Here is a 22,280-nt window from a genome sequence, read left to right as displayed (position 1 = left end):
GGCCGGCAGACCGGCCCAACCGGTGAAGCTGTTTATACGGCGACGTCGAGGAAGCCCTGGTGTTGCGCCAGCGCATGCGGGCTGAACACCAGCCACGGCTGCTCTCGATGGAAGACGCCATGAATGAAGGGTTGCAGTGCCGCTTCTAGTGGCGGCAGCTGTTCGCTGAAGGTGTCCACCGGGAAGTGCTGCATGCCGAACACCTCATCGACGATGAGGCCGGCGAACACGTCCAGGTGCTCCACCACCAGCACCCGCCGCTGCTTGCGCAAGGGCGACAGTTCGGTGCCGAGGAAACCGCAGAGGTCCATGATCGGCAGCAGGCGGCCACGTACGTTGGCCACCCCCTTGACCCAGGTCTTCACGCCCGGCAGCTGGGTGTAGCGCGGTTCGTGCAGGACTTCGCCGACCTCCCCCATGGGGGCGACGAAGAACCGCCCGCCCATGCGGAAGCCGATCCCGCTCCAGCTCTGCACCGCCTCCTGCTGGGCCGGCAGGCCGGCGGCCAGGCGTCGGCAGCGCTGATCGATGTCGACGAGGAGCTGGAAGGGGGTCTGAACGTCCGACATGCGGGGCCTGGTCTTTCCGGGGTCAGGGTGAGCGATGCGCTGCGACGGGCTCAGCCCGCCAGCACCGCATTGATGGTTTTCAGCAGGGTCTCTTCGTCCACCGGCTTGGTCAGGTAGTCGCGAGCGCCCTGGCGCTTGCCCCAGACCTTGTCGGTCTCCTGGTCCTTGGTGGTGACGATGATCACCGGGATGGCGCTGGTCTCGGCGTCCTTGGTCAATTGACGGGTCGCCTGGAAGCCGTTGAGGCCGGGCATGACGATGTCCATCAGGACCACGTCGGGCTTTTCCTGGCGGGCCAGGGCGACGCCGTCGCCGCCGTTCTCGGCCTTGAGTACCTGGTGACCATGCTTTTCCAGCATGGCGGTCAGCTTGTACATCTCGGTCGGAGAGTCATCAACAATCAAAATACGAGCCATGGGATCCCCATCACGAAATAAGCATCAACGGCCATGCGGCCGGATATCAGGAAACGGCGTCCACCGGGGTGAAGCTGGGTACGTGTGCCTTGATCGCGCCCAGCAGCTCTTCCTTGCTGAACGGCTTGGTGAGGTACTGGTCGGAGCCGACGATGCGCCCCTTGGCCTTGTCGAACAGGCCGTCCTTGGAGGACAGCATGATCACCGGGGTGGACTTGAACGCGCTGTTGTTCTTGATCAGGGCGCAGGTCTGATAGCCATCCAGGCGCGGCATCATGATGTCGACGAAAATGATGTTCGGATGGGTATCGGCGATCTTCGCCAGGGCATCGAAGCCGTCGATTGCCGTGATCACGTCGCAACCGACCTTTTTCAGCAGTGTTTCGGCGGTGCGACGAATCGTTTTCGAATCGTCGATCACCATCACTTTCAAACCGTCGGATTGCTGTTCCATGTTCGCCCTATATCGACTCGGTGAATCATTCTTCTGTGTTTTCTTCAGTGCGCTAACGCCCTGTCACCGACGGGCTGCGACCCAATCGCGGGCCTTTTTAGCACACTCGACGCAACTCTATCCATAATGCCCGGAACAGGCCGGCTTTTTCCTTGACCAAGCGCAAACGGGGCGCCAACCTGAGCGTCAAACCCGCTTGCCACGCGGCCTCCCCGCCGCGACCGGACAACCCACCCCCTTTCGGAGGAATTCCCATGAGCGTACGCCTCGGGATCGTCATGGACCCCATCGCGCGCATCAACTTCAAGAAGGACAGCTCGCTCGCCATGCTGCTGGCTGCCCAGGCCCGCGGCTGGTCGCTGTTCTACATGGAACAGCAGGACCTCTACCAGAAGGCCGGCGTCGCGCGTGGACGCATGCGCCCGCTGAAGGTCTTCAACGATGCCTCCCGCTGGTTCGAACTGGAAGCGGAAAGCGACCAACCGCTGCACGAACTGGACGTGATCCTGATGCGCAAGGACCCGCCCTTCGATAACGAATTCGTCTATTCGACCTACCTGCTGGAACAGGCCGAGCGTGCCGGCGCCCTGGTGGTGAACCGGCCGCAGAGCCTGCGCGACTGCAACGAGAAGTTCTTCGCCACGCAGTTCACCCAGTGCACTCCGCCGACGATGGTCAGCCGGCGATCCGATATTCTGCGCGAGTTTGCCGCCGAGCATCGTGACATCATTCTCAAACCCCTGGACGGAATGGGCGGTTCGTCGATATTTCGTCACCGCGAAGGCGACCCGAACCTCTCGGTGATCCTCGAGACCCTCACCCAGCATGGCAGCCAGCAGATCATGGCGCAGCGCTATCTGCCGGAAATCAAGGACGGCGACAAACGCATCCTGATGATCGACGGCGAACCGGTGCCCTACTGCCTGGCGCGCATCCCCGCCCAGGGCGAGACCCGCGGCAACCTCGCCGCCGGCGGCCGCGGCGTGGCCCAGCCGCTGAGCGAGCGCGACCGCTGGATCGCCGCCGAGGTCGGCCCGCACCTGCGCGAGCGCGGCCTGCTGTTCGTCGGCCTCGACGTGATCGGCGATTATCTGACGGAAATCAACGTCACCAGCCCGACCTGCATCCGCGAGATCGACCAGGCCTTCGACACCCGAATCGGCGACAAGCTGATGGACGCCATCGCCGCCCAGCTGGCTGCCCGCTGAATCGCGCGGGCGGGCCCCGGTCCGCCCGTCTCGGCCCGGCCGATGCGCCACGGCGAGCGACCGCGTGTCCAAGGCGCGGAGTGCGTCATAGACTTTTCCGCCCCCCATCGGCAGACTTCGCCCCACGCCAGCCACCACGATCCGCAATGAACGCCGCCGTCCTCAAGTCCCCCTCCGCCGCTGCCGGCGTCCGCCCGGCGGACCGTTTGGGCTTCACCCTGTTCATCGCAGCCATCCTGCACGTCGCCTTCATCCTCGGGGTGGGCTTCTCCATGCCCGCGCCGAGCCAGATCAGCAAGACCCTGGAAATCACCCTGGCCACCTTCAAGAGCGACAAGGCGCCGGAGAAGGCCGACTACCTCGCGCAGATGAACCAGCAGGGCAGCGGAACCCTGGAGCACAAGGCCGCGCCGAAGACCACCGAGGTCGCGCCGTTCCAGGACAACCAGGTGAAGAAAGTCGCGCCGCCGGCTACGCCGAAGCAGGCCAGGAGCGAAGAGGCGCCCAAGGCCGCGGTGACCACCACCCGCCAGCGCCAGCAGAAGGCACCGAGCAAGACCCAGGCACAGAAGGCCGAGCAGGTCGCCAAGCCGGCGCCGCATTTCGACTCAACCCAGCTGTCGGCGGAAATCGCCAGCCTCGAGGCCGACCTGGCCAAGGAGCAGCAGGCCTACGCCAAGCGCCCGCGCATCCACCGCCTGAGCGCCGCCTCGACCATGCGCGACAAGGGCGCCTGGTACAAGGAAGACTGGCGCAAGAAGATCGAACGCATCGGCAACCTCAACTACCCCGACGAGGCCCGCCGGCAGAAGCTCTACGGCAGCCTGCGACTGCTGGTGTCGATCAACCGCGACGGCACCATCTACGAGGTGCAGGTGCTGGAGTCTTCCGGCGAGCCGATCCTCGACCAGGCCGCCCAGCGCATCGTCCGCCTGGCCGCGCCCTACGCGCCGTTCAGCGGCGACCTGGCCGACATCGACCGGCTGGAGATCATCCGTACCTGGCGCTTCGAACGCGGCGACCGGCTGTCCAGCAAGTAGCGCCGGCAAGGCTGGCTTTCTCGCGTCCGAAGCAGGACACTAGCGGCCATGAAACAGAGCAGCCCAACCTACCTCAAGCATCATTTCCTGATCGCCATGCCGCACATGGCCGACCCCAATTTCGCCCAGACCGTGACCTACCTGGTCGAACACAACGAGCAGGGCGCCATGGGCCTGGTGATCAACCGTCCCAGCGGCCTCAACCTGGCGGAAGTCCTCGAACAGCTCAAGCCGGACGCCCTGCCGCCGGCGCGCTGCCAGCACATCGACATCTACAACGGCGGCCCGGTGCAGACCGACCGCGGCTTCGTCCTCCACCCCAGCGGCCTGAGCTACCAGTCGACCCTGGAACTGGGCGAGCTGGCGATGTCCACCTCGCAGGACGTGCTGTTCGCCATCGCCGCCGGCACCGGCCCGGAAAAGAGCCTGATCAGCCTCGGCTATGCCGGCTGGGAAGCCGGCCAGCTGGAGGCCGAGCTGAGCGACAACGCCTGGCTGACCTGCCCGGCGGACCCGGCGATCCTCTTCGACCTGCCGGCCGAGGAGCGCCTCAGCGCCGCCGCCGCGCGCCTGGGCGTCAACCTCAGCCTGCTCACCGCCCAGGCCGGTCACGCCTGATGGCCAGCGACAAGCCGCTGCGCCTGCTGCTGGGCTTCGACTACGGCACCCGGCAGATCGGCGTCGCCGTCGGCCAGGCGGTGACCGGCCAGGCCCGCGAGCTGTGCGTATTGAAGGCGCAGAACGGCGTGCCGGACTGGAACCGGGTGGAAGCGCTGATCAAGGAATGGCAGCCGGACGCCATCGTCGTCGGCCTGCCGCTGAACATGGACGGCAGCCCAAGCGAGATGAGCGAGCGCGCGGAAAAGTTCGGCCGCCGCCTCAACGGCCGTTTCAACCTGCCGGTCTTTACCCACGACGAACGCCTCACGACCTATGCCGCCAAGGGCGAGCGCCTGGCCCAGGGCCAGCGCGACGGCTACCGCGAGCGACCGGTGGACGCCCTGGCCGCCGCCCTGCTGCTGGAAGGCTGGCTGGCCGAACACCCGGATTGACCCATGGCAGCCGGCACGCCGCCGGTTGCCATTATGCTTTCGCCACCGCGGGCGCCTCCCTACAGCGGGCTCTCCCGGCGGCCATCCCATCGATGTCAGCGAGGAGCCACCATGAGCCTACCCAATCCCGCCGAACTCCTGCCGCGCATGGCCAGCGACCTGCGCGCCCATCTCGCCGAGCGAGGCATCGAGCGGCCGCGCTTCGTCGGCATCCACACTGGCGGCATCTGGGTCGCCGAGGCGCTGCTGAGGGAACTGGGCAACCAAGAGCCGCTGGGCACCCTCGACGTCTCCTTCTACCGCGACGACTTCACCCAGAACGGCCTGCATCCGCAGGTCCGCCCGTCGGCGCTGCCGTTCGAGATCGACGGCCAGCACCTGGTGCTGGTGGACGACGTGCTGATGAGCGGCCGCACCATCCGCGCCGCGCTCAACGAACTGTTCGACTACGGCCGTCCGGCCAGCGTGACCCTGGTCTGCCTGCTCGACCTGAACGCCCGGGAGTTGCCTATCCGCCCCGACGTGGTCGGCCAGACCCTGTCCCTGGGTCGCGATGAACGGGTAAAATTGGTCGGTCCCGCACCGCTCGCCCTCGAGCGCAAGGTCCTTTCCTCCGCTTCCTGATCCTCTTCACTAGGGCCTGCCCCATGCCGACAGACGCCAAGCGCCCGCTGCAGCTCAACGACCAGGGCCAGCTGCGCCACTTCATCTCGCTCGACGGATTGCCCCGCGAGCTGCTCACCGAAATCCTCGATACCGCCGATTCCTTCCTGGAGGTCGGCGCCCGCGCGGTGAAAAAGGTCCCGCTGCTGCGCGGCAAGACCGTCTGCAACGTGTTCTTCGAGAACTCCACGCGCACCCGCACCACCTTCGAGCTGGCCGCCCAGCGGCTGTCGGCCGACGTGATCAGCCTGAACGTATCCACCTCTTCCACCAGCAAGGGCGAGACGCTCACCGACACCCTGCGCAACCTGGAGGCGATGGCCGCCGACATGTTCGTGGTGCGCCACAGCGACTCGGGCGCGGCGCACTTCATCGCCGAGCACGTCAGCCCCAACGTGGCGGTGATCAACGGCGGCGACGGCCGCCACGCGCACCCCACCCAGGGGATGCTCGACATGCTGACCATCCGCCGGCACAAAGGGAACTTCGAGCAGCTATCGGTGGCGATCGTCGGCGATATCCTGCATTCGCGAGTAGCCCGTTCGAACATGCTGGCGCTCAAGACCCTGGGTTGCCCGGACATCCGCGTGATCGCCCCGCGCACCCTGTTACCGATCGGACTGGAAGAGCAGTACGGCGTGCGCGTGTTCACCAACGCCGACGAAGGCCTGAAGGACGTCGACGTGGTGATCATGCTGCGCCTGCAACGCGAGCGCATGCAGGGTGGCCTGCTACCCAGCGAGGGCGAGTTCTTCAAGCTCTACGGCCTGACCGAGAAGCGCCTGAAGCTGGCCAAGCCGGATGCCATCGTCATGCACCCTGGCCCGATCAACCGTGGCGTGGAGATCGAGTCGGCGGTGGCCGACGGTGCCCAGTCGGTGATCCTCAACCAGGTCACCTACGGCATCGCCATCCGCATGGCGGTGCTGTCCATGGCCATGAGCGGCCAGAACACCCAACGCCAGCTGGAACAGGAGGACGCCGAATGACCATCAGTATCCGAGGCGCCCGCGTCATCGACCCGGCCAGCGGCCTGGACCAGGTCGGCGACCTCCACATCGAGGCCGGCAAGATCGTCGCCATCGGCGCCGCGCCGGCCGGCTTCAGCGCCCAGAAGACCCTCGACGGCGCCGGCCTGGTGGCCGCGCCGGGACTGGTCGACCTCAGCGTCGCCCTGCGCGAGCCGGGCTACGGACGCAAGGGCAACGTCGAAAGCGAGACCCGCGCCGCCGCGGCCGGCGGCACCACCAGCCTGTGCTGCCCGCCCTACACCCGGCCGGTGCTGGACACCCCGGCGGTGGCCGAGCTGATCCTCGACCGCGCCCGTGAGGCCGGCAACGCCAAGGTCTACCCCATCGGCGCGCTGACCCGCGGCTTCGGCGGCGAGCAACTGTCGGAACTGGTGGCCCTGCGCGACACCGGTTGCGTGGCCTTCACCAATGGCCTGCATGGCTTCGCCAGCAACCGCATCCTGCGGCGCGCCCTGGAGTACGCGGCGACCTTCGACCTGACGGTGATCTTCACCTCGCAGGACACCGATCTCGCCGAAGGCGGCCTCGCCCACGAAGGCCCGACCGCCAGCTTCCTCGGCCTCGCGGGGATCCCGGAAACCGCCGAGACCGTGGCCCTGGCCCGCAACCTGCTGCTGGTGGAACAGAGCGGCGTGCGCGCGCACTTCAGCCAGTTGACCAGCGCCCGCGGCATCGAACTTGTCGCCCAGGCCCAGGCCCGCGGCCTGCCGGTGACCTGCGACGTGGCGCTGTACCAGTTGATCCTCACCGACGAAGCGCTGGTGGGCTTCTCCAGCCTCTACCACGTGCAACCGCCGCTGCGCACCAAGGCCGACCGCGAAGCCCTGCGCGAGGCGGTGAAGAACGGCGTGGTACAAGCCATCGCCAGCCACCACCAACCCCACGAGGCGGACGCCAAGAACGCGCCGTTCGCCGCCACCGAGCCGGGCATCAGCGGCGCCGAGCTGCTGCTGCCGCTGGCGATGACGCTGGTGCAGGACGGCCTGCTCGACCTGCCGACCCTGCTCGCCCGCCTCTCCCACGGCCCGGCCCAGGCGCTGCGCCTGCCTGCCGGGCGCCTGGCGGTGGGCCAGGCCGCCGACCTGGTGCTGTTCGACCCGCAGGGTTCGACCCTGGCCGGTGAGAGCTGGTACTCGAAGGGGCAGAACAGCCCGTTCGTCGGTCACTGCCTGCCGGGACGAGTGCGCTACACCCTGGTGGACGGACACCTGACCCACGAGGGTTGATCCCTGCCACCATGAAAGAGCCCGCCATCCGGCGGGCTTTTTCATCTTCGCGTTCGCGATTCCGGGGGGCGTATCCGTTGCCGGGGCGGGCGCCCTATCCCAGCCTCTGCCACCAACCCGCCTCAACGGCAGGGCGAATAACGCGGAGCGTTATCCGCCGAGGCATGCTCGCCGGGAACACCCGATGGCCGGCAGCCGCGCCGGTCGGCGCCGCTCCCTGCGGAGCCTCAGATCTTCGCCAGCGCCTGCGCCAGGTCGGCCTGCAGGTCCTCCAGCGCCTCGACGCCCACCGACAGGCGGATCAGCGAGTCACCGATGCCCAGGTCGGCGCGGGTTTCCGCCGGGATGCTGGCGTGGGTCATGATCGCCGGATGCTCGATCAGGCTTTCCACCCCGCCCAGGCTCTCCGCCAGGGAGAAGATCCGCACGTTCTCCAGGAAGCGCCGGGCGCCGGCCAGGTCGCAGCGCAGGTCGAGGGAGATCATCCCGCCGAAGCCACGCATCTGCCGTTTCGCCAGCTCATGCTGCGGGTGCGAAGCCAGGCCGGGGTAGTAGACCCGCGCCACCTGCGGCTGGCGCTCCAGCCACTGGGCCAGGGCCAGGGCGTTGCTGCAATGGCGCTCCATGCGCAGCGCCAGGGTCTTCACCCCACGCAGGGTGAGGAAGGCGTCGAACGGCCCGGAGATGGCGCCCACCGAGTTCTGCAGGAAGCCCAGGCGCTCGCGCAGGTCCGGGTTGTCGCCGACGATGGCGATGCCGCCGATCACGTCGGAATGGCCGTTCAGGTACTTGGTGGTGGAGTGCACCACCACGTCGAAGCCCAGTTCCAGGGGGCGCTGGATGTAGGGGCTGGCGAAGGTGTTGTCGGCCACGCTGATGATGCCGCGGGCGCGGCAGAGCTGGGCGATGGCGCGCAGGTCGGTGAGGCGCAGCAGCGGGTTGCTCGGGGTTTCCACCCAGACCATGCGGGTTTCCGGGGTCAGCGCGGCCTCGAAGGCCTGCAGGTCGGTCGGGTCGACGAAGCTGAAGCGATGCCCGGCGCTGCGCCGGCGGACCCGCTCGAACAGGCGGAAGGTACCGCCGTAGAGGTCATTTCCAGAAACGATGTGGGAACCGGCGTCGAGCAGCTCCAGCACCGAGGAGATCGCCGCCAGGCCGGAGGCGAAGGCGAAGGCCTGGGCGCCGCCCTCGAGGTCGGCCACGCAGCGCTCCAGGGCCCAGCGGGTCGGGTTGTGCGAGCGGCCGTAGTCGAGCCCCTTGTGTACCCCGGGGCTTTCCTGGATGTAGGTGGAGTTGGCATAGATCGGCGGCATGATCGCGCCGGTCGAGGGATCGGGGGCCTGCCCGGCGTGGATGACCCGGGTCGCGAAGGCCTGGGCCGGGGCGTCGGGATGCTGGTCGTGCTGGCTCATGTGAGCTTTCTCCGCAAATGGTTCAACAGGTCGAAACGGGTGATCAGGCCGTGGAAGCCGCTGGCATCGGCAACGATCGCCACCAGGCCGCGGTCCAGGACCGCCTGCAACTGGGCCAGGCTGGCGCCGGGCGCGAGGGTCTCCGGCGCGGCGTTCATCGCGCTGCTTACCGCATCGCGGAAGCGTGGCGCGTCGGCGTGGACGCCGAGCAGGATATCCGACTCGTCGATCACGCCGACCAGTTTTCCATTGTCCAGCACCGGCAATTGCGAAACGTCGGCCAGGCGCATGCGCTGGAAGGCGGTGAGCAGGGTGTCGTCCGGACCGACGCTGATCACCCGGCCCTCCTCGAAGCGCCGCGCGATGATGTCGCGCAGGTCGCCGTAGTGCTTGCGTTGCAGCAGGCCCTGGTCGGTCATCCACTGGTCGTTGTAGATCTTCGACAGGTAGCGGGTGCCGGTGTCGCAGACGAAGCTGACCACCCGCTTCGGCTCCTTCTGCTCGCGGCAGAAGCGCAGCGCCGCGGCCAGCAGGGTGCCGGTGGAGGAGCCGCCGGGAATGCCCTCGACGCGCAACAGCTCGCGGGCCATGGCGAAGCTTTCCTCGTCGCTGATGGAATAGGCATGGCGCACGCTGGAGAGGTCGGCGATGGCGGGCACGAAATCCTCGCCGATGCCCTCCACCGCCCAGGACCCCGGCGTACCCAGGGTGCCGGAGCGGGAGTATTCGGCCATGATCGAGCCCTCGGGGTCGGCAAGAACCATCTCCAGCTCCGGCTGGACCTTCTGGAAGAACCGGGTAAGGCCGGTCAGGGTACCGGAGGAGCCGACGCCGACGACGATGGCGTCGAGATCGTGGCCGGTCTGCGCCCAGAGCTCCGGGCCGGTGCCGCACTCGTGGGCCAGCGGGTTGGCCGGGTTGTTGAACTGGTCGGCGAAGAATGCGCCGGGAATGTCCTGCGCCAGGCGCGCGGCAACGTCCTGGTAGTACTCCGGATGGCCCTTGCCGACGTCCGAGCGGGTGATGTGCACCTCGGCGCCCATGGCGCGCAGGTGCAGGACCTTCTCGGTGGACATCTTGTCCGGCACCACCAGCACCACCCGGTAGCCCTTGGCGCGGCCGACCAGGGCCAGGCCGAGACCGGTGTTGCCGGCGGTGGCCTCGACGATGGTACCACCGGGCCGCAGGCGGCCGTCACGCTCGGCGGCCTCGATCATGGCGACACCGATGCGATCCTTGATGGAGCCGCCGGGGTTCTGCGATTCGAGCTTGAGGAACAGGGTGCAGGGGCCGGTATCGAAGCGCGTCACGCGAACCAGCGGGGTGTTGCCGATCAGGTCGAGCACGGCGGGGCGTGAGTCGGAAGTCATCTTTTCTCCTTTCGGTGTTTCCGCACGGAGCGATACGGTGCGCGGCCTCGTGAGCCATTGCACCTATCCGTTCTGGGGCTTGCAGACCATAGGGGCTGGCGCGCGCGGGCGCCAATAACCTACAGGTAGAACGTTAGAACCTTTGGTTCCTTAAGTCCCGCCGGAGGAATTCCCTGCCGACCGTGGCGCCACCCATGAAAAAGCCCGCCGGATGGCGGGCTTCTCGCACCTGGCGACGAGCCTCAGATGCGCTGCGGCCCGTTGCGCTCGGACACCTGTCCGTTGAGGGTCCAGAAGTCGTAGAGCACGCCGAGGAAGAACAGGCCGCCGGTGAACAGGTAGATGATCCCGGTGATCCACTTGCCCATGTACATCCTGTGCACGCCGAGCACGCCGAGGAAGGTCAGCAGGATCCAGGCCACGTTGTAGTCCAGGTTGCCGCCCTGGAAGCGCCGGTCGGCCTCGCGGTCCATCGACGGGATGAGGAACAGGTCGATGATCCAGCCGATGAAGAACAGGCCGAAGGTGAAGAACCAGATCGTCCCGGTGATCGGCTTGCCGTAATAGAAGCGGTGCGAACCGGTGAAACCGAAGATCCACAGCAGGTAGCCGATGGCCTTGCTATGGGTGTCGTGCTGTTGAGTCATGCGTCCCCCCTCGTTCCGTGCGCGGCTGCGGCCGCGCTTGAGCCGCAGGTTAGCGGAGCGGCGGACGCCGCGCCAGAGCGGCCCGGCGCATGACAGTTTTGCAATTGCCTATCCTGTAGGCTGGTGCTGCCGCCACCGCCCCACAGGAGCCGCCATGAGCGCCGGACACGAGCACAGCTTCGCCCAGACCAACTCGACCCGCCTGAAATGGGCGTTGCTGCTGACCGGAAGCTTCCTCGTCGCCGAGGTCGTCGGCGGCATCCTCACCGGCAGCCTGGCGCTGATCTCCGATGCCGCGCACATGCTCACCGACGCCGTGGCCCTGGCCATCGCCCTGGCCGCGATCAACATCGCCAGGCGCCCGACCAACGATCGCCTGACCTACGGCTACCACCGCTTCGAGATCCTCGCCGCGGCGTTCAACGCCTTCCTGCTGTTCGGCGTGGCCTTCTATATCCTCTACGCGGCCTACGAGCGGCTCAACCAGCCGGCGGAGATCCAGTCCGTGGGCATGCTGGTGATCGCCGTGCTTGGTCTGCTGGTGAACCTGGCCAGCATGCGCCTGCTGGTGCCGGCCCAGGGCAACAGCCTGAACGTCAAGGGCGCCTACCTGGAGGTCTGGAGCGACATGCTCGGCTCGCTGGGGGTGATCGTCGCCGCGATCGTGATCCGTTTCACCGGCTGGGCCTGGGTCGACTCGCTGGTGGCGGTGCTGATCGGTTTCTGGGTCCTGCCGCGCACCTGGATCCTGCTGCGCGAGAGCCTGCATGTGTTGCTCGAAGGGGTGCCGAAGGAAATCCAGTTGGCCGAGCTGCGCGAAGCGCTGCTGGGGATTCCCGGCGTGACCGGGCTGCACGACCTGCATGTGTGGTCGATCACCAGCGGCAAGATCAGCCTGACCAGCCATCTGGTCTACGACCCGGCCCTGGTCGACGCCGAGGCGCTGCTGGGCACGGTGAAGGCGCTGTTGCACGACCGCTACGAGATCGAACACAGCACCCTGCAACTGGAAACCTCGGCCTGCGCCCAGGCCGAGGAGCCGCTGGCCTACTGAAGGCGGTTCAGCGGAAGCGCCGGCCGGCAGGGTCGTCGTCGGTGATTTCCAGGCTCAGGCCCTGGGTCAGGTTCGACAGGTGGTCGGCGTCGCTTTCCGAACCGAGCTTGATCATCAGGCGCAGGTCGTTGGCCGAGTCGGCGTGGGCCAGGGCGTCCTCGTAGGTGATCTCGCCCTGGGTGTAGAGCTGGTACAGCGCCTGGTCGAAGGTCTGCATGCCCTGCTCGGTGGAGCGCTTCATCAGCGGCTTCAGCTCGTGCACCTCGCCCTTGCGGATCAGGTCGGCGGCCAGCGGGGTGTTCAGCAGCACCTCGATCACCGCCCGCCGCCCCTTGCCGTCGGGGGTCGGCACCAGTTGCTGGGCGACGATGGCCTTGAGGTTCAGCGACAGGTCCATCCACACCTGGCCATGACGATCGGCCGGGAAGAAGTGGATGATCCGCTCCAGCGCCTGGTTGGCGTTGTTCGCGTGCAGGGTCGCCAGGCACAGGTGGCCGGTCTCGGCGAAGGCCACGGCGTGGTCCATGGTCTCCCGCGAGCGCACCTCGCCGATCATGATCACGTCCGGCGCCTGGCGCAGGGTGTTCTTCAGCGCCACCTCGAAGGAGTCGGTGTCCAGCCCCACCTCGCGCTGGGTGACGATGCAGCCCTGGTGCTGGTGGATGTACTCGATCGGGTCCTCGATGGAGATGATGTGCCCGGTGGAGTTCTTGTTGCGGTAGCCGATCATCGCCGCCAGCGAGGTGGACTTGCCGGTGCCGGTGGCGCCGACGAAGATCACCAGGCCGCGCTTGGTCAGCGCCAGCTTCTTGAGGATTTCCGGGAGCTTCAGCTCTTCCAGGGTCGGGATGTTGGTCTCGATCCGGCGCAATACCATGCCCACCAGGTTGCGCTGGTAGAAGGCACTGACCCGGAAGCGGCCGATGCCGCGGGCGCTGATGGCGAAGTTGCACTCATGGTTCTCGGCGAAATCGCGGCGCTGCTGCTCGTTCATCACGCCTAGCACGGTCTCGCGGGTCTGCTCCGGCGACAGCGGCGTCTTGGTCACCGGCATCACCCGGCCGTTGACCTTCATCGACGGCGGTACGCCGGCGGTGATGAACAGGTCGGAGCCGCCCTTTTCCACCATCAGGCGCAGCAGCTTTTCGAATTCCATGATGTTCTCGCTCACTCAGGGGCGCGCCGCGACGGCGAGCCGGATGCGGGCGAGCGGGCGCTGGACGCGCTCGCCGGCAAGGATAGGTAGGAATGCGCCTACGGTACCGCTCTCCCGCTCTTGAATCCTAGACGCAGTTCCGGGATTCGGGCGAAGCGCGGCGGATCGGCGCCAGGATCAGAAGTTTTCCGGGATCTTCGCCTTCTCGCGGGCGTTCTCGCGGCTGATCAGGCCCTTGGCGACCAGGCCCTTGAGGCACATGTCGAGGGTCTGCATGCCCAGCGAGCCGCCGGTCTGGATCGCCGAATACATCTGCGCGACCTTGTCCTCGCGGATCAGGTTGCGGATCGCCGGGGTGCCGATCATGATCTCGTGGGCCGCCACCCGGCCGCCGCCGATCTTCTTGATCAGGGTCTGCGAGATCACCGATTGCAGCGACTCGGAGAGCATCGAGCGAACCATGGCCTTTTCCTCGGCCGGGAACACGTCGACCACCCGGTCGATGGTCTTCGCCGCCGAGGTGGTGTGCAGGGTGCCGAATACCAGGTGGCCGGTCTCCGCCGCGGTCAGGGCCAGGCGGATGGTTTCCAGGTCGCGCATCTCGCCGACCAGGATGATGTCCGGGTCCTCCCGCAGCGCCGAGCGCAGCGCTTCGCTGAAGCCGAGGGTGTCGCGATGCACCTCGCGCTGGTTGACCAGGCACTTCTTCGATTCGTGGACGAATTCGATCGGGTCCTCGATGGTGAGGATGTGGTGGTACTTGGTGTTGTTCAGGTAGTCGAGCATCGCCGCCAGGGTGGTGGACTTGCCCGAACCGGTCGGCCCGGTGACCAGTACCAGCCCGCGCGGGACGTCTGAAACACGTTTGAACACTTCTCCCATGCCAAGCTCCTCCATGGTCAGTACCTTGGAGGGAATGGTCCGGAATACCGCGCCGGCGCCACGGTTCTGGTTGAAGGCGTTGACCCGGAAACGCGCGACGCCCGGCACCTCGAAGGAGAAGTCGGTCTCGAGGAATTCCTCGAAGTCCTTGCGCTGCTTGTCGTTCATGATGTCGTAGATCAGCGCATGCACCTGCTTGTGTTCCAGCGGTGGCAGGTTGATCCGGCGTACATCGCCATCCACCCGGATCATGGGCGGCAGGCCGGCGGAGAGGTGCAGGTCCGAAGCGCCCTGTTTGGCACTGAAGGCGAGCAGCTCGGTAATATCCATGGGACTCCCCAATTACAAGCAAGCAGGTAGAATGCCGCCAAAGCCGCCGTCTCGGACAAGGAAAACACCGGATGAACCAGGGTGCTTCCAGGACACGCGTGGTGTCCTGCGCCAGACGCGGAACCTCGACACTGGAACAGGAAGATGGCCATCGAGGCCGGCGGTTTCGAGGGCGTCGAGCCGACGCCGACCGCACTTCCATAGGGCGCAGGTAATGTCCACGATAGCAGAGAATATTGCAAAGGTTGCCGCGCGCATCCGTGAGGCAGCGCAAGCTGCGGGGCGCGATCCGGCCACGGTCGGCCTGCTCGCCGTGAGCAAGACCAAGCCCGCCGCCGCGGTGCGCGAGGCGCACGCCGCCGGCCTTCGCGACTTCGGCGAAAACTACCTGCAGGAGGCCCTCGGCAAGCAGGCCGAACTGGCCGACCTGCCCTTGAACTGGCACTTCATCGGCCCCATCCAGTCGAACAAGACGCGGCCCATCGCCGAGCATTTCCAGTGGGTGCACTCGGTGGACCGGTTGAAGATCGCGCAGCGCCTGTCGGAGCAACGCCCGGCCGGGCTGCCGCCCCTGAATGTCTGCCTGCAGGTCAACGTCAGCGGCGAAGCCAGCAAGTCCGGCTGCGCCCCCGAGGACCTGCCGGCCCTGGCCGAGGCCGTGAAGCAACTGCCCAACCTCCGATTGCGTGGCCTGATGGCCATCCCCGAACCCACCGCCGAACGCGCCGCGCAACACGCCGCGTTCGCCCGCCTGCGCGAACTGCTGCTGGACCTGAACCTTGGCCTGGACACCCTGTCCATGGGCATGAGCGACGACCTCGAGGCAGCCATCGGCGAAGGTGCGACCTGGGTCCGCATCGGTACCGCCCTGTTCGGCGCCCGCGACTACGGCGCGCCGGCTTCTTGAAGGAATCCCCTATGAGCACACCCCGCATAGCGTTCATCGGCGCCGGCAACATGGCCGCCAGCCTGATCGGCGGCCTGCGCGCCCAAGGCGTGCCGGCGGCGCAGATCCGCGCCAGCGACCCGGGCGCCGAGCAACGCGCGAAGATCGCCGGCGAGTTCGCCATCGACGTGGTCGAGTCCAACGCCGAGGCCGTGGCCGACGCCGACGTCGTGGTCCTGTCGGTCAAGCCGCAGGCCATGAAAGCCGTGTGCCAGGCCTTGGCGCCAGCGCTGAAGCCGGAGCAACTGATCGTCTCCATCGCCGCCGGCATCCCCTGCGCCAGCCTCGAAGCCTGGCTCGGCCAGCCGCGCCCGGTGGTCCGCTGCATGCCCAACACCCCGGCGCTGCTGCGCCAGGGCGCCAGCGGGCTGTACGCCAACGCGCAGGTCAGCGCCGCGCAACGCGAGCAGGCCGGGCAACTGCTGTCTGCGGTAGGCATCGCCCTGTGGCTGGACGACGAAGCGCAGATCGACGCGGTGACCGCGGTGTCGGGCAGCGGCCCGGCGTATTTCTTCCTGCTGATGCAGGCCATGACCGACGCCGGCGAGAAGCTCGGCCTGTCCCGCGAGACAGCCTCGCGCCTGACCCTGCAGACCGCCCTCGGCGCGGCGCAGATGGCGCTGTCCAGCGAGGTCGAGCCGGCCGAACTGCGGCGCCGGGTGACTTCGCCCAACGGCACCACCGAGGCGGCGATCAAATCCTTCCAGGCCAACGGCTTCGAAGCACTGGTGGAGCAGGCCCTGAACGCCGCCAGCCAGCGCTCCGCCGAGCTGGCCGAACAGCTTGGCCAATAAGGAGTAGTCGATGATCGGCCTCAACACCGCTGCTATCTATATCCTCCAGACCCTCGGCAGCCTCTACCTGCTGATCGTGCTGCTGCGCTTCATCCTGCAACTGGTCCGCGCGGACTTCTACAACCCCCTCAGCCAGTTCATCGTGCGCGCCACCAAGCCGCTGCTGAACCCGCTGCGGCGGATCATCCCCGGCTTCGGCGGGATCGACCTGGCCTCGCTGGTGCTGGCGATCCTGATCCAACTGGTGCTGATGATCCTGATCCTGATGCTGATGGGCTACGGCGTCGGCGGCTTCATCATGCAACTGCTGATCTGGTCGATCATCGCCGTCACCTCGCTGTTCCTGAAGGTGTTCTTCTTCGCCCTGATCATCAGCGTGATCCTTTCCTGGGTCGCCCCGGGCAGCTACAACCCCGGCGCGCAACTGGTGAACCAGATCTGCGAACCGCTGCTGATGCCGTTCCGCAAGCTCCTGCCGAACCTCGGCGGACTGGATCTCTCGCCGATCTTCGCGTTCCTCGCGCTGAAGCTGATCGACATGCTGGTGATCAACAACCTGGCGGCCATGACCGGCATGCCCCAGCAGTTGAGCATCTTCCTCTGAGCTTCTACCGCTGGGACGGCGAGGACCTGCTCCTCGATTGCCACCTGCAGCCCAAGGCGAGCCGCGACGAGTTCGCCGGGCTGCACGGCGAACGCCTGAAGATCCGTCTCACCGCACCGCCGGTGGAGGGCAAGGCCAACGCCCATCTGCTGGCCTTCCTCGGCAAGGCCTTCGGCGTGGCCAAGAGCCTGGTGAGTCTCGAAAGCGGCGAGCTGAACCGGCAGAAACGGGTGCGCATCCGCCGTCCGACCCGATTGCCGGAGGAACTGGGGATCGCCGCTCGACCCGCTTGACCGACCTTACGTGCAGGAATGTGAAGCAGGCCAATTGACGCTCCCCCGCTCCCCCGCATAATCCACGCCATCCTTCCCCCGCCGGTCCCGCGCCCTGGAGCCCCTGGATGAGCATGGAAAGACTCAGCCATCAAATCGACGCCTACGTCGCCTGGAAGCGCGAGCTGATGCGGGAAATCACCCGCTATCGCGGCTGGCTGGAGCGCAGCCGGCTGAACAGCCCGGCGGTCGAGGCCAAGCTCGAACGCGCCCTGCGCCAACTGCGCGCGGACCACATCACCCTGGCCTTCGTCGGCGAGTTCTCGCGTGGCAAGACCGAGCTGATCAACAGCCTGTTCTTCGCCGGCTACGGCCAGCGCATGCTGCCGTCCCACGCCGGGCGCACCACCATGTGCCCCACCGAGCTGTTCCACGATCCGCGCGCCGAGCGCAGCTACATCCGCCTGCTGCCGATCGAGACGCGCCTGGCCGACGCCAGCGTCGCCCAGTTCAAGCGCGTGCCGCGCCACTGGGTGAACATTCCGCTGGACACCGGCGACCCGGAGGGCATGGCCCAGGCCTTCGCCCAGGTCGCCAAGACCAAGGCGCTGCCGGTGGAACAGGCGATCCAGCTCGGCTTCCATCCGGATGCCCTGGAAGCCGCCGACGAACCCGACCAGGTGCGCGTCCCGGCCTGGCGCCACGCCCTGGTCAACTTCGACCACCCGCTGCTGCGCCAGGGCCTGCGGATCCTCGACACGCCCGGCCTGAACGCCCTCGGCAGCGAGCCGGAGCTGACCCTGTCGATGCTGCCCAACGCCCAGGCGATCCTGTTCCTGCTGTCCGCCGACGCCGGTGTCACCGCCTCGGACATGGAAATCTGGCAGAAGTACATCCAGCCACTGCGCGAGGACGGCCATAGCAGCCTGTTCGCCGTGCTGAACAAGATCGACGTGCTCTGGGACGACCTCTCCGGCGAGCGCTTCGTACAGAACGCCATCCGCCTGATCCAGGACGGCACGGCCCGCCAGCTCGGCCTGCAGCGCGGCGACGTGCTGCCGCTGTCGGCGAAGCAGGCGCTGCTGGCCAAGGTCCGCGGCGAACCGGCGCTGCTCGAACGCAGTCGCCTGGATCGGCTGGAAGCGCTGCTCTGCGAGCGCATCGTCGCGCAGAAGGAAGCGCTGCTGGAGAACGCCGTGCTCGGCCAGGTCCTCGGCCTGCTGCACAACAGCCAGCATCTGCTGCGCCTGCGCCTGGAGAAGGTCGAGGAACAGCGCGCGCTGCTCGACGACAAGCAGCGCGACAGCGGCCAACTGCTGTTCGAACTGACCGCGAAGACCAAGGACGACCACGGCCGCCACCACCGCCGCCTGCTCAACCTGAAGACCAACCAGCGCCTGTTGCAGCACCAGGGCGCGACGCTGCGCGAGACGATCCGTAGCGAACGCATGGAACAGCACCTGCAGAAGGTGCGGCGCAACCTCAACGGCAGCCTGACCACGGTCGGCATCAACCAGGCGATCCTGGCGTTCTTCCGCGCGGTGGAGCACGACCTCGACAACCTCGAGCACGAGGCCGGCATGGCCAACCGCATGGTCGCCGCCATCTACCGCCGGCACAACGAGGAGAACCCGCTCTACGCCCTCGACGCGCCGCAGCTGCGGGTCCAGCGCTACCAGCGCGAACTGTTGCAACTGAAGAAGAAGGGCGACCAGTTCCGCCTGCAGTTGAAGACCGTGCTTACCGAGCAACGCCTGCTGACCCGGCGCTTCTTCGCCACCCTGGTGCAGGAGGTGGTCGGCCTGCACCAGCGCCTGCGCGAGGAAACCGAGCGCTGGGCCAACGACGCGCTGATGCCGCTGATGCAGCACACCCTGGAAAACAAACAGTTGCTCGAAAGCCACATGCTCCGCCTCAAGGGCCTGGCCCAGGAGACCCAGCAGGTGCGCCAGCGCAGCCAGGCCTTCGCCGGGTTCGCCGAGGAATTGCAGGAACAGTTGCGCGAAGCCGGCGACATCCTCCGCCAGTTGCGCCGCCCCTCGCCCCTGCAGCGCCAGGCCAAGGTGGTCAACCTGCCCGGCTCGCAGCGCGCCTGACCCCGCTCCCACGGCGCGCGCCAGCGCGCTTGCCGCTGGGGGCGACGCTCTTTAGACTGGCGCCCTCCTTTGTTCGAGAGCAGGGTCGATGCCCACAGTCTTCCCCGACGACTCCGTCGGTCTGGTCTCCCCCCAGACGCTGCACTTCAACGAACCGCTCGAGCTGACCAGCGGCAAGTCCCTGGCCGAGTACGACCTGGTGATCGAAACCTACGGCGAGCTGAATGCCACGCAGAGCAACGCGGTGCTGATCTGCCACGCCCTCTCCGGCCACCACCACGCCGCCGGCTACCACAGCGTCGACGAGCGCAAGCCGGGCTGGTGGGACAGCTGCATCGGTCCGGGCAAGCCGATCGATACCCGCAAGTTCTTCGTCGTCGCCCTCAACAACCTCGGCGGTTGCAACGGTTCCAGCGGCCCCGCCAGCATCAATCCGGCGACCGGCAAGGTCTACGGCGCGGACTTCCCGATGGTCACGGTGGAAGACTGGGTGCATAGCCAGGCGCGCCTGGCAGACCGCCTCGGCATCCGCCAGTGGGCCGCGGTGGTCGGCGGCAGCCTCGGCGGCATGCAGGCGCTGCAATGGACCATCAGCTACCCCGAACGCGTCCGTCACTGCCTGTGCATCGCCAGCGCGCCGAAGCTGTCGGCGCAGAACATCGCCTTCAACGAAGTCGCCCGGCAGGCGATTCTTTCCGACCCTGAGTTCCTCGGCGGCTACTTCCAGGAACAGGGCGTGATTCCCAAGCGCGGCCTCAAGCTGGCGCGGATGGTCGGCCATATCACCTACCTGTCCGACGACGCCATGGGCGCCAAGTTCGGCCGCGTACTGAAGACCGAGAAGCTCAACTACGACCTGCACAGCGTCGAGTTCCAGGTCGAGAGCTACCTGCGCTACCAGGGCGAGGAGTTCTCCACCCGCTTCGACGCCAATACCTACCTGCTGATGACCAAGGCGCTGGACTACTTCGACCCCGCCGCCGCCCACGGCGACGACCTGGTGCGCACCCTGGAGGGCGTCGAGGCGGACTTCTGCCTGATGTCCTTCACCACCGACTGGCGTTTCTCGCCGGCCCGCTCGCGGGAAATCGTCGACGCCCTGATCGCGGCGAAAAAGAACGTCAGCTACCTGGAGATCGACGCCCCGCAAGGCCACGACGCCTTCCTCATGCCGATCCCCCGGTACCTGCAAGCCTTCAGCGGTTACATGAACCGCATCAGCGTGTGAGGACCCGATGCGCGCCGATCTCGAAATCATCCAGGAATGGATTCCCGCCGGCAGCCGCGTCCTCGACCTCGGCTGCGGCGACGGCGAACTCCTGGCCTGGCTGCGCGACCACAAGCAGGTCAGCGGCTACGGTCTGGAGATCGATCCCGACAACATCGCCCGTTGCATCGAAAACGGGGTGAACGTGATCGAGCAGGACCTCGACAAGGGCCTGGGCAACTTCGCCAGCGACAGCTTCGACGTGGTGGTGATGACCCAGGCGCTACAGGCCGTGCACTATCCGGACAAGATCCTCGAAGAGATGCTGCGGGTCGGCAAGACCTGCATCATCACTTTCCCCAACTTCGGCCACTGGCGCTGCCGCTGGTACCTGGCGCGCAACGGCCGGATGCCGGTCTCCGAGTTCCTGCCGTATACCTGGTACAACACGCCGAACATCCATTTCTGCACCTTCCAGGACTTCGAGCGCCTGTGCCGCCAGTTGCGCATGCGCGTGCTCGACCGCCTGGCCGTAGACCGTGACCACCGGCATGGCTGGGCCAGCCGGCTGTGGCCTAATCTATTGGGTGAGATTGGAATCTACCGGGTCACCGGACCCGGAGTGCAGACCCGCAACCTCGCCGTCTAGGAACGCGCCAGGCTGCGGGCCAGGGCCGGGCGCCCCTCCGCTCGTCCTCGGGAGAGCGCTGCCGAAGCCGGCCAAGGCCGCCGGCAGCAGACCATGGACAACGTCCATGCCACCTTTCAGGAGAAACCATCATGCGCCGCTTCACCGCTTTCGTCCTCGGCCTCTGCCTGAGCCTGCCGGTCCTCGCCGAGCAGGTGCAGCGCTTCGGCGACCTGGACGTCCACTACAACGTGTTCAACTCCAGCTTCCTCCAGCCCAACGTGGCCAGCGCGGTCGGCCTGGTACGCAGCAAGGCGCAGGGCGTGATCAACGTGGTGCCGATGGAGAAAGGCAAGCCGGTAGAGGCCGCCGTGACCGGCTCGGCCAAGGACCTGACCGGCAAGGTCATCCCCCTGGAGTTCCGCCGAGTCAGCGAGGAAGGCGCCATCTACAACCTGGCGCAATTCCCGATCAGCCAGCGCGAGACCCTGGTCTTCACCATCAAGGTCGAGGCCAAGGGCGAACCTGCGCAAACCTTCAGTTTCAACAAGGAAATCTTCCCGGACGAATGATCAAGCTCGAACAGCTGGTGCTGGCCAGCCACAATGCCGGCAAACTCAAGGAACTCCAGGCCATGCTCGGCGCCAGCGTGAAGGTGCGCTCGATCGGCGAGTTCAGCCAGGTGGAACCGGAGGAAACCGGTCTTTCCTTCGTCGAGAACGCCATCCTCAAGGCACGCAACGCCGCACGCCTCTCCGGCCTGCCGGCGCTGGCCGACGACTCCGGGCTGGCGGTGGACTTCCTCGGCGGCGCGCCGGGCATCTACTCGGCGCGCTATGCCGACGGCCGGGGCGACGCGGCGAACAACGCCAAGCTGCTGGAGGCCATGAAGGATGTCCCGGACGCCGAGCGCGGCGCACAGTTCGTCAGCGTGCTGGCGCTGGTGCGCCACGCCGACGACCCGCTGCCGATCCTCTGCGAGGGCATCTGGGAAGGCCGCATCCTCCGCGAAGCCCGCGGCGCCCACGGCTTCGGCTACGACCCGCTGTTCTGGGTGCCGGAACGCGACTGCTCCAGCGCCGAGCTGGCGCCCGAGGAGAAGAACCGCCTCAGCCACCGAGCCCGCGCCATGGCCCTGCTCAAGCAGCGCCTGGGTCTCTGAGCCGCAACCGCCGGCGCCGCCCCCGGGCGGCGTCGACACGGCGTTTCGTCCGGCCGCCTTG

25 protein-coding genes are annotated in these 22,280 nt (G+C 67.0%); 17 read left to right on the top strand and 8 right to left on the bottom strand.

Annotation, left to right across the window (positions count from 1 at the left end; genetic code table 11):
- Nucleotides 1-32: 32 nt before the first annotated feature.
- From M6E97_RS27155 to pilG, 3 genes are read right to left on the bottom strand one after another with little or no spacing between them, the layout of a single operon-like run.
- Nucleotides 33-569: a chemotaxis protein CheW gene (locus M6E97_RS27155; RefSeq protein ID WP_003084590.1), complete on the bottom strand. Its 537-nt coding sequence runs from the start codon at nt 567-569 to the stop codon at nt 33-35.
- A gap of 50 nt (nt 570-619) precedes the next feature.
- A complete protein-coding gene (pilH, locus tag M6E97_RS27150; RefSeq protein ID WP_003084587.1) occupies nt 620-985 on the bottom strand; it encodes a twitching motility response regulator PilH in 366 nt (121 codons plus the stop codon).
- Between the two features lie 46 nt (nt 986-1,031).
- Nucleotides 1,032-1,439, bottom strand: a complete 408-nt coding sequence (pilG, locus tag M6E97_RS27145; protein WP_003084583.1) for a twitching motility response regulator PilG — start codon at nt 1,437-1,439, stop codon at nt 1,032-1,034.
- 254 nt (nt 1,440-1,693) lie between these two features.
- On the opposite strand from pilG, the gene gshB reads away from it, so the two are divergent.
- The 7 genes from gshB to M6E97_RS27110 all read left to right on the top strand — a co-directional run bounded on the left by gshB (nt 1,694) and on the right by M6E97_RS27110 (nt 7,659).
- On the top strand, nt 1,694-2,647 hold the full coding sequence (gene gshB, locus M6E97_RS27140; protein WP_003100943.1) for a glutathione synthase: 954 nt from the start codon (nt 1,694-1,696) through the stop codon (nt 2,645-2,647).
- Between the two features lie 146 nt (nt 2,648-2,793).
- Entirely contained in the window at nt 2,794-3,687 is an 894-nt protein-coding gene (locus M6E97_RS27135; RefSeq protein ID WP_003084580.1) for a TonB family protein, read from the top strand.
- A gap of 48 nt (nt 3,688-3,735) precedes the next feature.
- Nucleotides 3,736-4,305 (top strand): YqgE/AlgH family protein, encoded by a 570-nt coding sequence (locus M6E97_RS27130; RefSeq protein ID WP_003084577.1) that lies wholly within the window; start codon nt 3,736-3,738, stop codon nt 4,303-4,305.
- On the top strand, nt 4,305-4,739 hold the full coding sequence (gene ruvX, locus M6E97_RS27125) for a Holliday junction resolvase RuvX (protein WP_003084575.1): 435 nt from the start codon (nt 4,305-4,307) through the stop codon (nt 4,737-4,739). The genes M6E97_RS27130 and ruvX overlap by 1 nt, the downstream gene beginning before the upstream one ends.
- Before the next feature lie 111 nt (nt 4,740-4,850).
- Nucleotides 4,851-5,363 (top strand): bifunctional pyr operon transcriptional regulator/uracil phosphoribosyltransferase PyrR, encoded by a 513-nt coding sequence (gene pyrR / locus M6E97_RS27120; RefSeq protein WP_003084574.1) that lies wholly within the window; start codon nt 4,851-4,853, stop codon nt 5,361-5,363.
- Nucleotides 5,364-5,386: 23 nt separating this feature from the next.
- Nucleotides 5,387-6,391: an aspartate carbamoyltransferase catalytic subunit gene (locus M6E97_RS27115; protein WP_003084569.1), complete on the top strand. Its 1,005-nt coding sequence runs from the start codon at nt 5,387-5,389 to the stop codon at nt 6,389-6,391.
- Complete coding sequence (locus tag M6E97_RS27110) at nt 6,388-7,659, top strand: dihydroorotase (protein ID WP_004365041.1); 1,272 nt, start codon at nt 6,388-6,390, stop codon at nt 7,657-7,659. Before M6E97_RS27115 ends, M6E97_RS27110 begins: the two co-directional genes overlap by 4 nt.
- 227 nt (nt 7,660-7,886) lie before the next feature.
- On the opposite strand, the gene M6E97_RS27105 is transcribed toward M6E97_RS27110, so the two are convergent.
- The 3 genes from M6E97_RS27105 to M6E97_RS27095 form a co-directional block, all read right to left on the bottom strand.
- A complete protein-coding gene (locus tag M6E97_RS27105; protein WP_003110017.1) occupies nt 7,887-9,071 on the bottom strand; it encodes a cystathionine gamma-synthase in 1,185 nt (394 codons plus the stop codon).
- Nucleotides 9,068-10,441, bottom strand: coding sequence for a pyridoxal-phosphate dependent enzyme (locus M6E97_RS27100; RefSeq protein ID WP_023098360.1), 1,374 nt, complete (start codon nt 10,439-10,441; stop codon nt 9,068-9,070). Before M6E97_RS27100 ends, M6E97_RS27105 begins: the two co-directional genes overlap by 4 nt.
- Nucleotides 10,442-10,683: 242 nt before the next feature.
- Complete coding sequence (locus M6E97_RS27095; RefSeq protein ID WP_003084560.1) at nt 10,684-11,088, bottom strand: NINE protein; 405 nt, start codon at nt 11,086-11,088, stop codon at nt 10,684-10,686.
- Nucleotides 11,089-11,242: 154 nt separating this feature from the next.
- Between M6E97_RS27095 and czcD the strand changes: the two genes are divergently transcribed.
- Entirely contained in the window at nt 11,243-12,142 is a 900-nt protein-coding gene (gene czcD / locus M6E97_RS27090) for a CDF family zinc transporter CzcD (RefSeq protein ID WP_023913256.1), read from the top strand.
- A gap of 7 nt (nt 12,143-12,149) precedes the next feature.
- Here the strand turns inward: czcD and pilU are convergent, their stop codons facing one another.
- Nucleotides 12,150-13,298, bottom strand: a complete 1,149-nt coding sequence (gene pilU, locus M6E97_RS27085; RefSeq protein ID WP_003110016.1) for a type IV pilus ATPase PilU — start codon at nt 13,296-13,298, stop codon at nt 12,150-12,152.
- Between the two features lie 177 nt (nt 13,299-13,475).
- On the bottom strand, nt 13,476-14,510 hold the full coding sequence (pilT, locus tag M6E97_RS27080) for a type IV pilus twitching motility protein PilT (protein WP_003084552.1): 1,035 nt from the start codon (nt 14,508-14,510) through the stop codon (nt 13,476-13,478).
- 214 nt (nt 14,511-14,724) lie between these two features.
- Here pilT and M6E97_RS27075 point away from each other — a divergent pair, with 214 nt between their 5' ends.
- The 9 genes from M6E97_RS27075 (at nt 14,725) to rdgB (ending at nt 22,219) form a co-directional block, all read left to right on the top strand.
- Entirely contained in the window at nt 14,725-15,417 is a 693-nt protein-coding gene (locus M6E97_RS27075) for a YggS family pyridoxal phosphate-dependent enzyme (RefSeq protein ID WP_003084549.1), read from the top strand.
- A gap of 11 nt (nt 15,418-15,428) precedes the next feature.
- Entirely contained in the window at nt 15,429-16,250 is an 822-nt protein-coding gene (gene proC / locus M6E97_RS27070; RefSeq protein WP_003084546.1) for a pyrroline-5-carboxylate reductase, read from the top strand.
- Between the two features lie 10 nt (nt 16,251-16,260).
- Nucleotides 16,261-16,854 carry a YggT family protein gene (locus M6E97_RS27065; RefSeq protein WP_003084544.1) on the top strand — a complete coding sequence of 198 codons (594 nt, stop codon included), beginning with the start codon at nt 16,261-16,263 and terminating at the stop codon, nt 16,852-16,854.
- Nucleotides 16,851-17,147, top strand: coding sequence for a DUF167 domain-containing protein (locus tag M6E97_RS27060; protein ID WP_031628111.1), 297 nt, complete (start codon nt 16,851-16,853; stop codon nt 17,145-17,147). The genes M6E97_RS27065 and M6E97_RS27060 overlap by 4 nt, the downstream gene beginning before the upstream one ends.
- A gap of 107 nt (nt 17,148-17,254) precedes the next feature.
- On the top strand, nt 17,255-19,222 hold the full coding sequence (locus tag M6E97_RS27055; RefSeq protein ID WP_003084539.1) for a dynamin-like GTPase family protein: 1,968 nt from the start codon (nt 17,255-17,257) through the stop codon (nt 19,220-19,222).
- 88 nt (nt 19,223-19,310) lie between these two features.
- Nucleotides 19,311-20,450, top strand: a complete 1,140-nt coding sequence (metX, locus tag M6E97_RS27050) for a homoserine O-succinyltransferase MetX (protein WP_003084535.1) — start codon at nt 19,311-19,313, stop codon at nt 20,448-20,450.
- A 7-nt stretch (nt 20,451-20,457) separates the two neighbouring features.
- On the top strand, nt 20,458-21,078 hold the full coding sequence (gene metW, locus M6E97_RS27045) for a methionine biosynthesis protein MetW (protein ID WP_003084530.1): 621 nt from the start codon (nt 20,458-20,460) through the stop codon (nt 21,076-21,078).
- Nucleotides 21,079-21,209: 131 nt separating this feature from the next.
- On the top strand, nt 21,210-21,629 hold the full coding sequence (locus M6E97_RS27040; protein WP_003100965.1) for a DUF4426 domain-containing protein: 420 nt from the start codon (nt 21,210-21,212) through the stop codon (nt 21,627-21,629).
- Complete coding sequence (gene rdgB / locus M6E97_RS27035) at nt 21,626-22,219, top strand: RdgB/HAM1 family non-canonical purine NTP pyrophosphatase (RefSeq protein WP_003084527.1); 594 nt, start codon at nt 21,626-21,628, stop codon at nt 22,217-22,219. Before M6E97_RS27040 ends, rdgB begins: the two co-directional genes overlap by 4 nt.
- Nucleotides 22,220-22,280 lie beyond the last annotated feature (61 nt).

It is taken from the genome of Pseudomonas sp. B111 (genome assembly GCF_026428275.1).
Taxonomy (GTDB): domain Bacteria; phylum Pseudomonadota; class Gammaproteobacteria; order Pseudomonadales; family Pseudomonadaceae; genus Pseudomonas; species Pseudomonas aeruginosa.
Note: the sequence above shows the minus strand (reverse complement) of the source record. Positions and strands in the feature narration are given on the sequence as shown.

Excerpts from the sequence above, each read along its gene's own strand:
- M6E97_RS27155 (WP_003084590.1), bottom strand. The coding sequence starts at position 569 with ATGTCGGACGTTCAGACCCCCTTCCAGCTCCTCGTCGACATCGATCAG.
- pilH (WP_003084587.1), bottom strand. The coding sequence starts at position 985 with ATGGCTCGTATTTTGATTGTTGATGACTCTCCGACCGAGATGTACAAG.
- pilG (WP_003084583.1), bottom strand. The coding sequence starts at position 1,439 with ATGGAACAGCAATCCGACGGTTTGAAAGTGATGGTGATCGACGATTCG.
- gshB (WP_003100943.1), top strand. The coding sequence starts at position 1,694 with ATGAGCGTACGCCTCGGGATCGTCATGGACCCCATCGCGCGCATCAAC.
- M6E97_RS27135 (WP_003084580.1), top strand. The coding sequence starts at position 2,794 with ATGAACGCCGCCGTCCTCAAGTCCCCCTCCGCCGCTGCCGGCGTCCGC.
- M6E97_RS27130 (WP_003084577.1), top strand. The coding sequence starts at position 3,736 with ATGAAACAGAGCAGCCCAACCTACCTCAAGCATCATTTCCTGATCGCC.
- ruvX (WP_003084575.1), top strand. The coding sequence starts at position 4,305 with ATGGCCAGCGACAAGCCGCTGCGCCTGCTGCTGGGCTTCGACTACGGC.
- pyrR (WP_003084574.1), top strand. The coding sequence starts at position 4,851 with ATGAGCCTACCCAATCCCGCCGAACTCCTGCCGCGCATGGCCAGCGAC.
- M6E97_RS27115 (WP_003084569.1), top strand. The coding sequence starts at position 5,387 with ATGCCGACAGACGCCAAGCGCCCGCTGCAGCTCAACGACCAGGGCCAG.
- M6E97_RS27110 (WP_004365041.1), top strand. The coding sequence starts at position 6,388 with ATGACCATCAGTATCCGAGGCGCCCGCGTCATCGACCCGGCCAGCGGC.
- M6E97_RS27105 (WP_003110017.1), bottom strand. The coding sequence starts at position 9,071 with ATGAGCCAGCACGACCAGCATCCCGACGCCCCGGCCCAGGCCTTCGCG.
- M6E97_RS27100 (WP_023098360.1), bottom strand. The coding sequence starts at position 10,441 with ATGACTTCCGACTCACGCCCCGCCGTGCTCGACCTGATCGGCAACACC.
- M6E97_RS27095 (WP_003084560.1), bottom strand. The coding sequence starts at position 11,088 with ATGACTCAACAGCACGACACCCATAGCAAGGCCATCGGCTACCTGCTG.
- czcD (WP_023913256.1), top strand. The coding sequence starts at position 11,243 with ATGAGCGCCGGACACGAGCACAGCTTCGCCCAGACCAACTCGACCCGC.
- pilU (WP_003110016.1), bottom strand. The coding sequence starts at position 13,298 with ATGGAATTCGAAAAGCTGCTGCGCCTGATGGTGGAAAAGGGCGGCTCC.
- pilT (WP_003084552.1), bottom strand. The coding sequence starts at position 14,510 with ATGGATATTACCGAGCTGCTCGCCTTCAGTGCCAAACAGGGCGCTTCG.
- M6E97_RS27075 (WP_003084549.1), top strand. The coding sequence starts at position 14,725 with ATGTCCACGATAGCAGAGAATATTGCAAAGGTTGCCGCGCGCATCCGT.
- proC (WP_003084546.1), top strand. The coding sequence starts at position 15,429 with ATGAGCACACCCCGCATAGCGTTCATCGGCGCCGGCAACATGGCCGCC.
- M6E97_RS27065 (WP_003084544.1), top strand. The coding sequence starts at position 16,261 with ATGATCGGCCTCAACACCGCTGCTATCTATATCCTCCAGACCCTCGGC.
- M6E97_RS27055 (WP_003084539.1), top strand. The coding sequence starts at position 17,255 with ATGAGCATGGAAAGACTCAGCCATCAAATCGACGCCTACGTCGCCTGG.
- metX (WP_003084535.1), top strand. The coding sequence starts at position 19,311 with ATGCCCACAGTCTTCCCCGACGACTCCGTCGGTCTGGTCTCCCCCCAG.
- metW (WP_003084530.1), top strand. The coding sequence starts at position 20,458 with ATGCGCGCCGATCTCGAAATCATCCAGGAATGGATTCCCGCCGGCAGC.
- M6E97_RS27040 (WP_003100965.1), top strand. The coding sequence starts at position 21,210 with ATGCGCCGCTTCACCGCTTTCGTCCTCGGCCTCTGCCTGAGCCTGCCG.
- rdgB (WP_003084527.1), top strand. The coding sequence starts at position 21,626 with ATGATCAAGCTCGAACAGCTGGTGCTGGCCAGCCACAATGCCGGCAAA.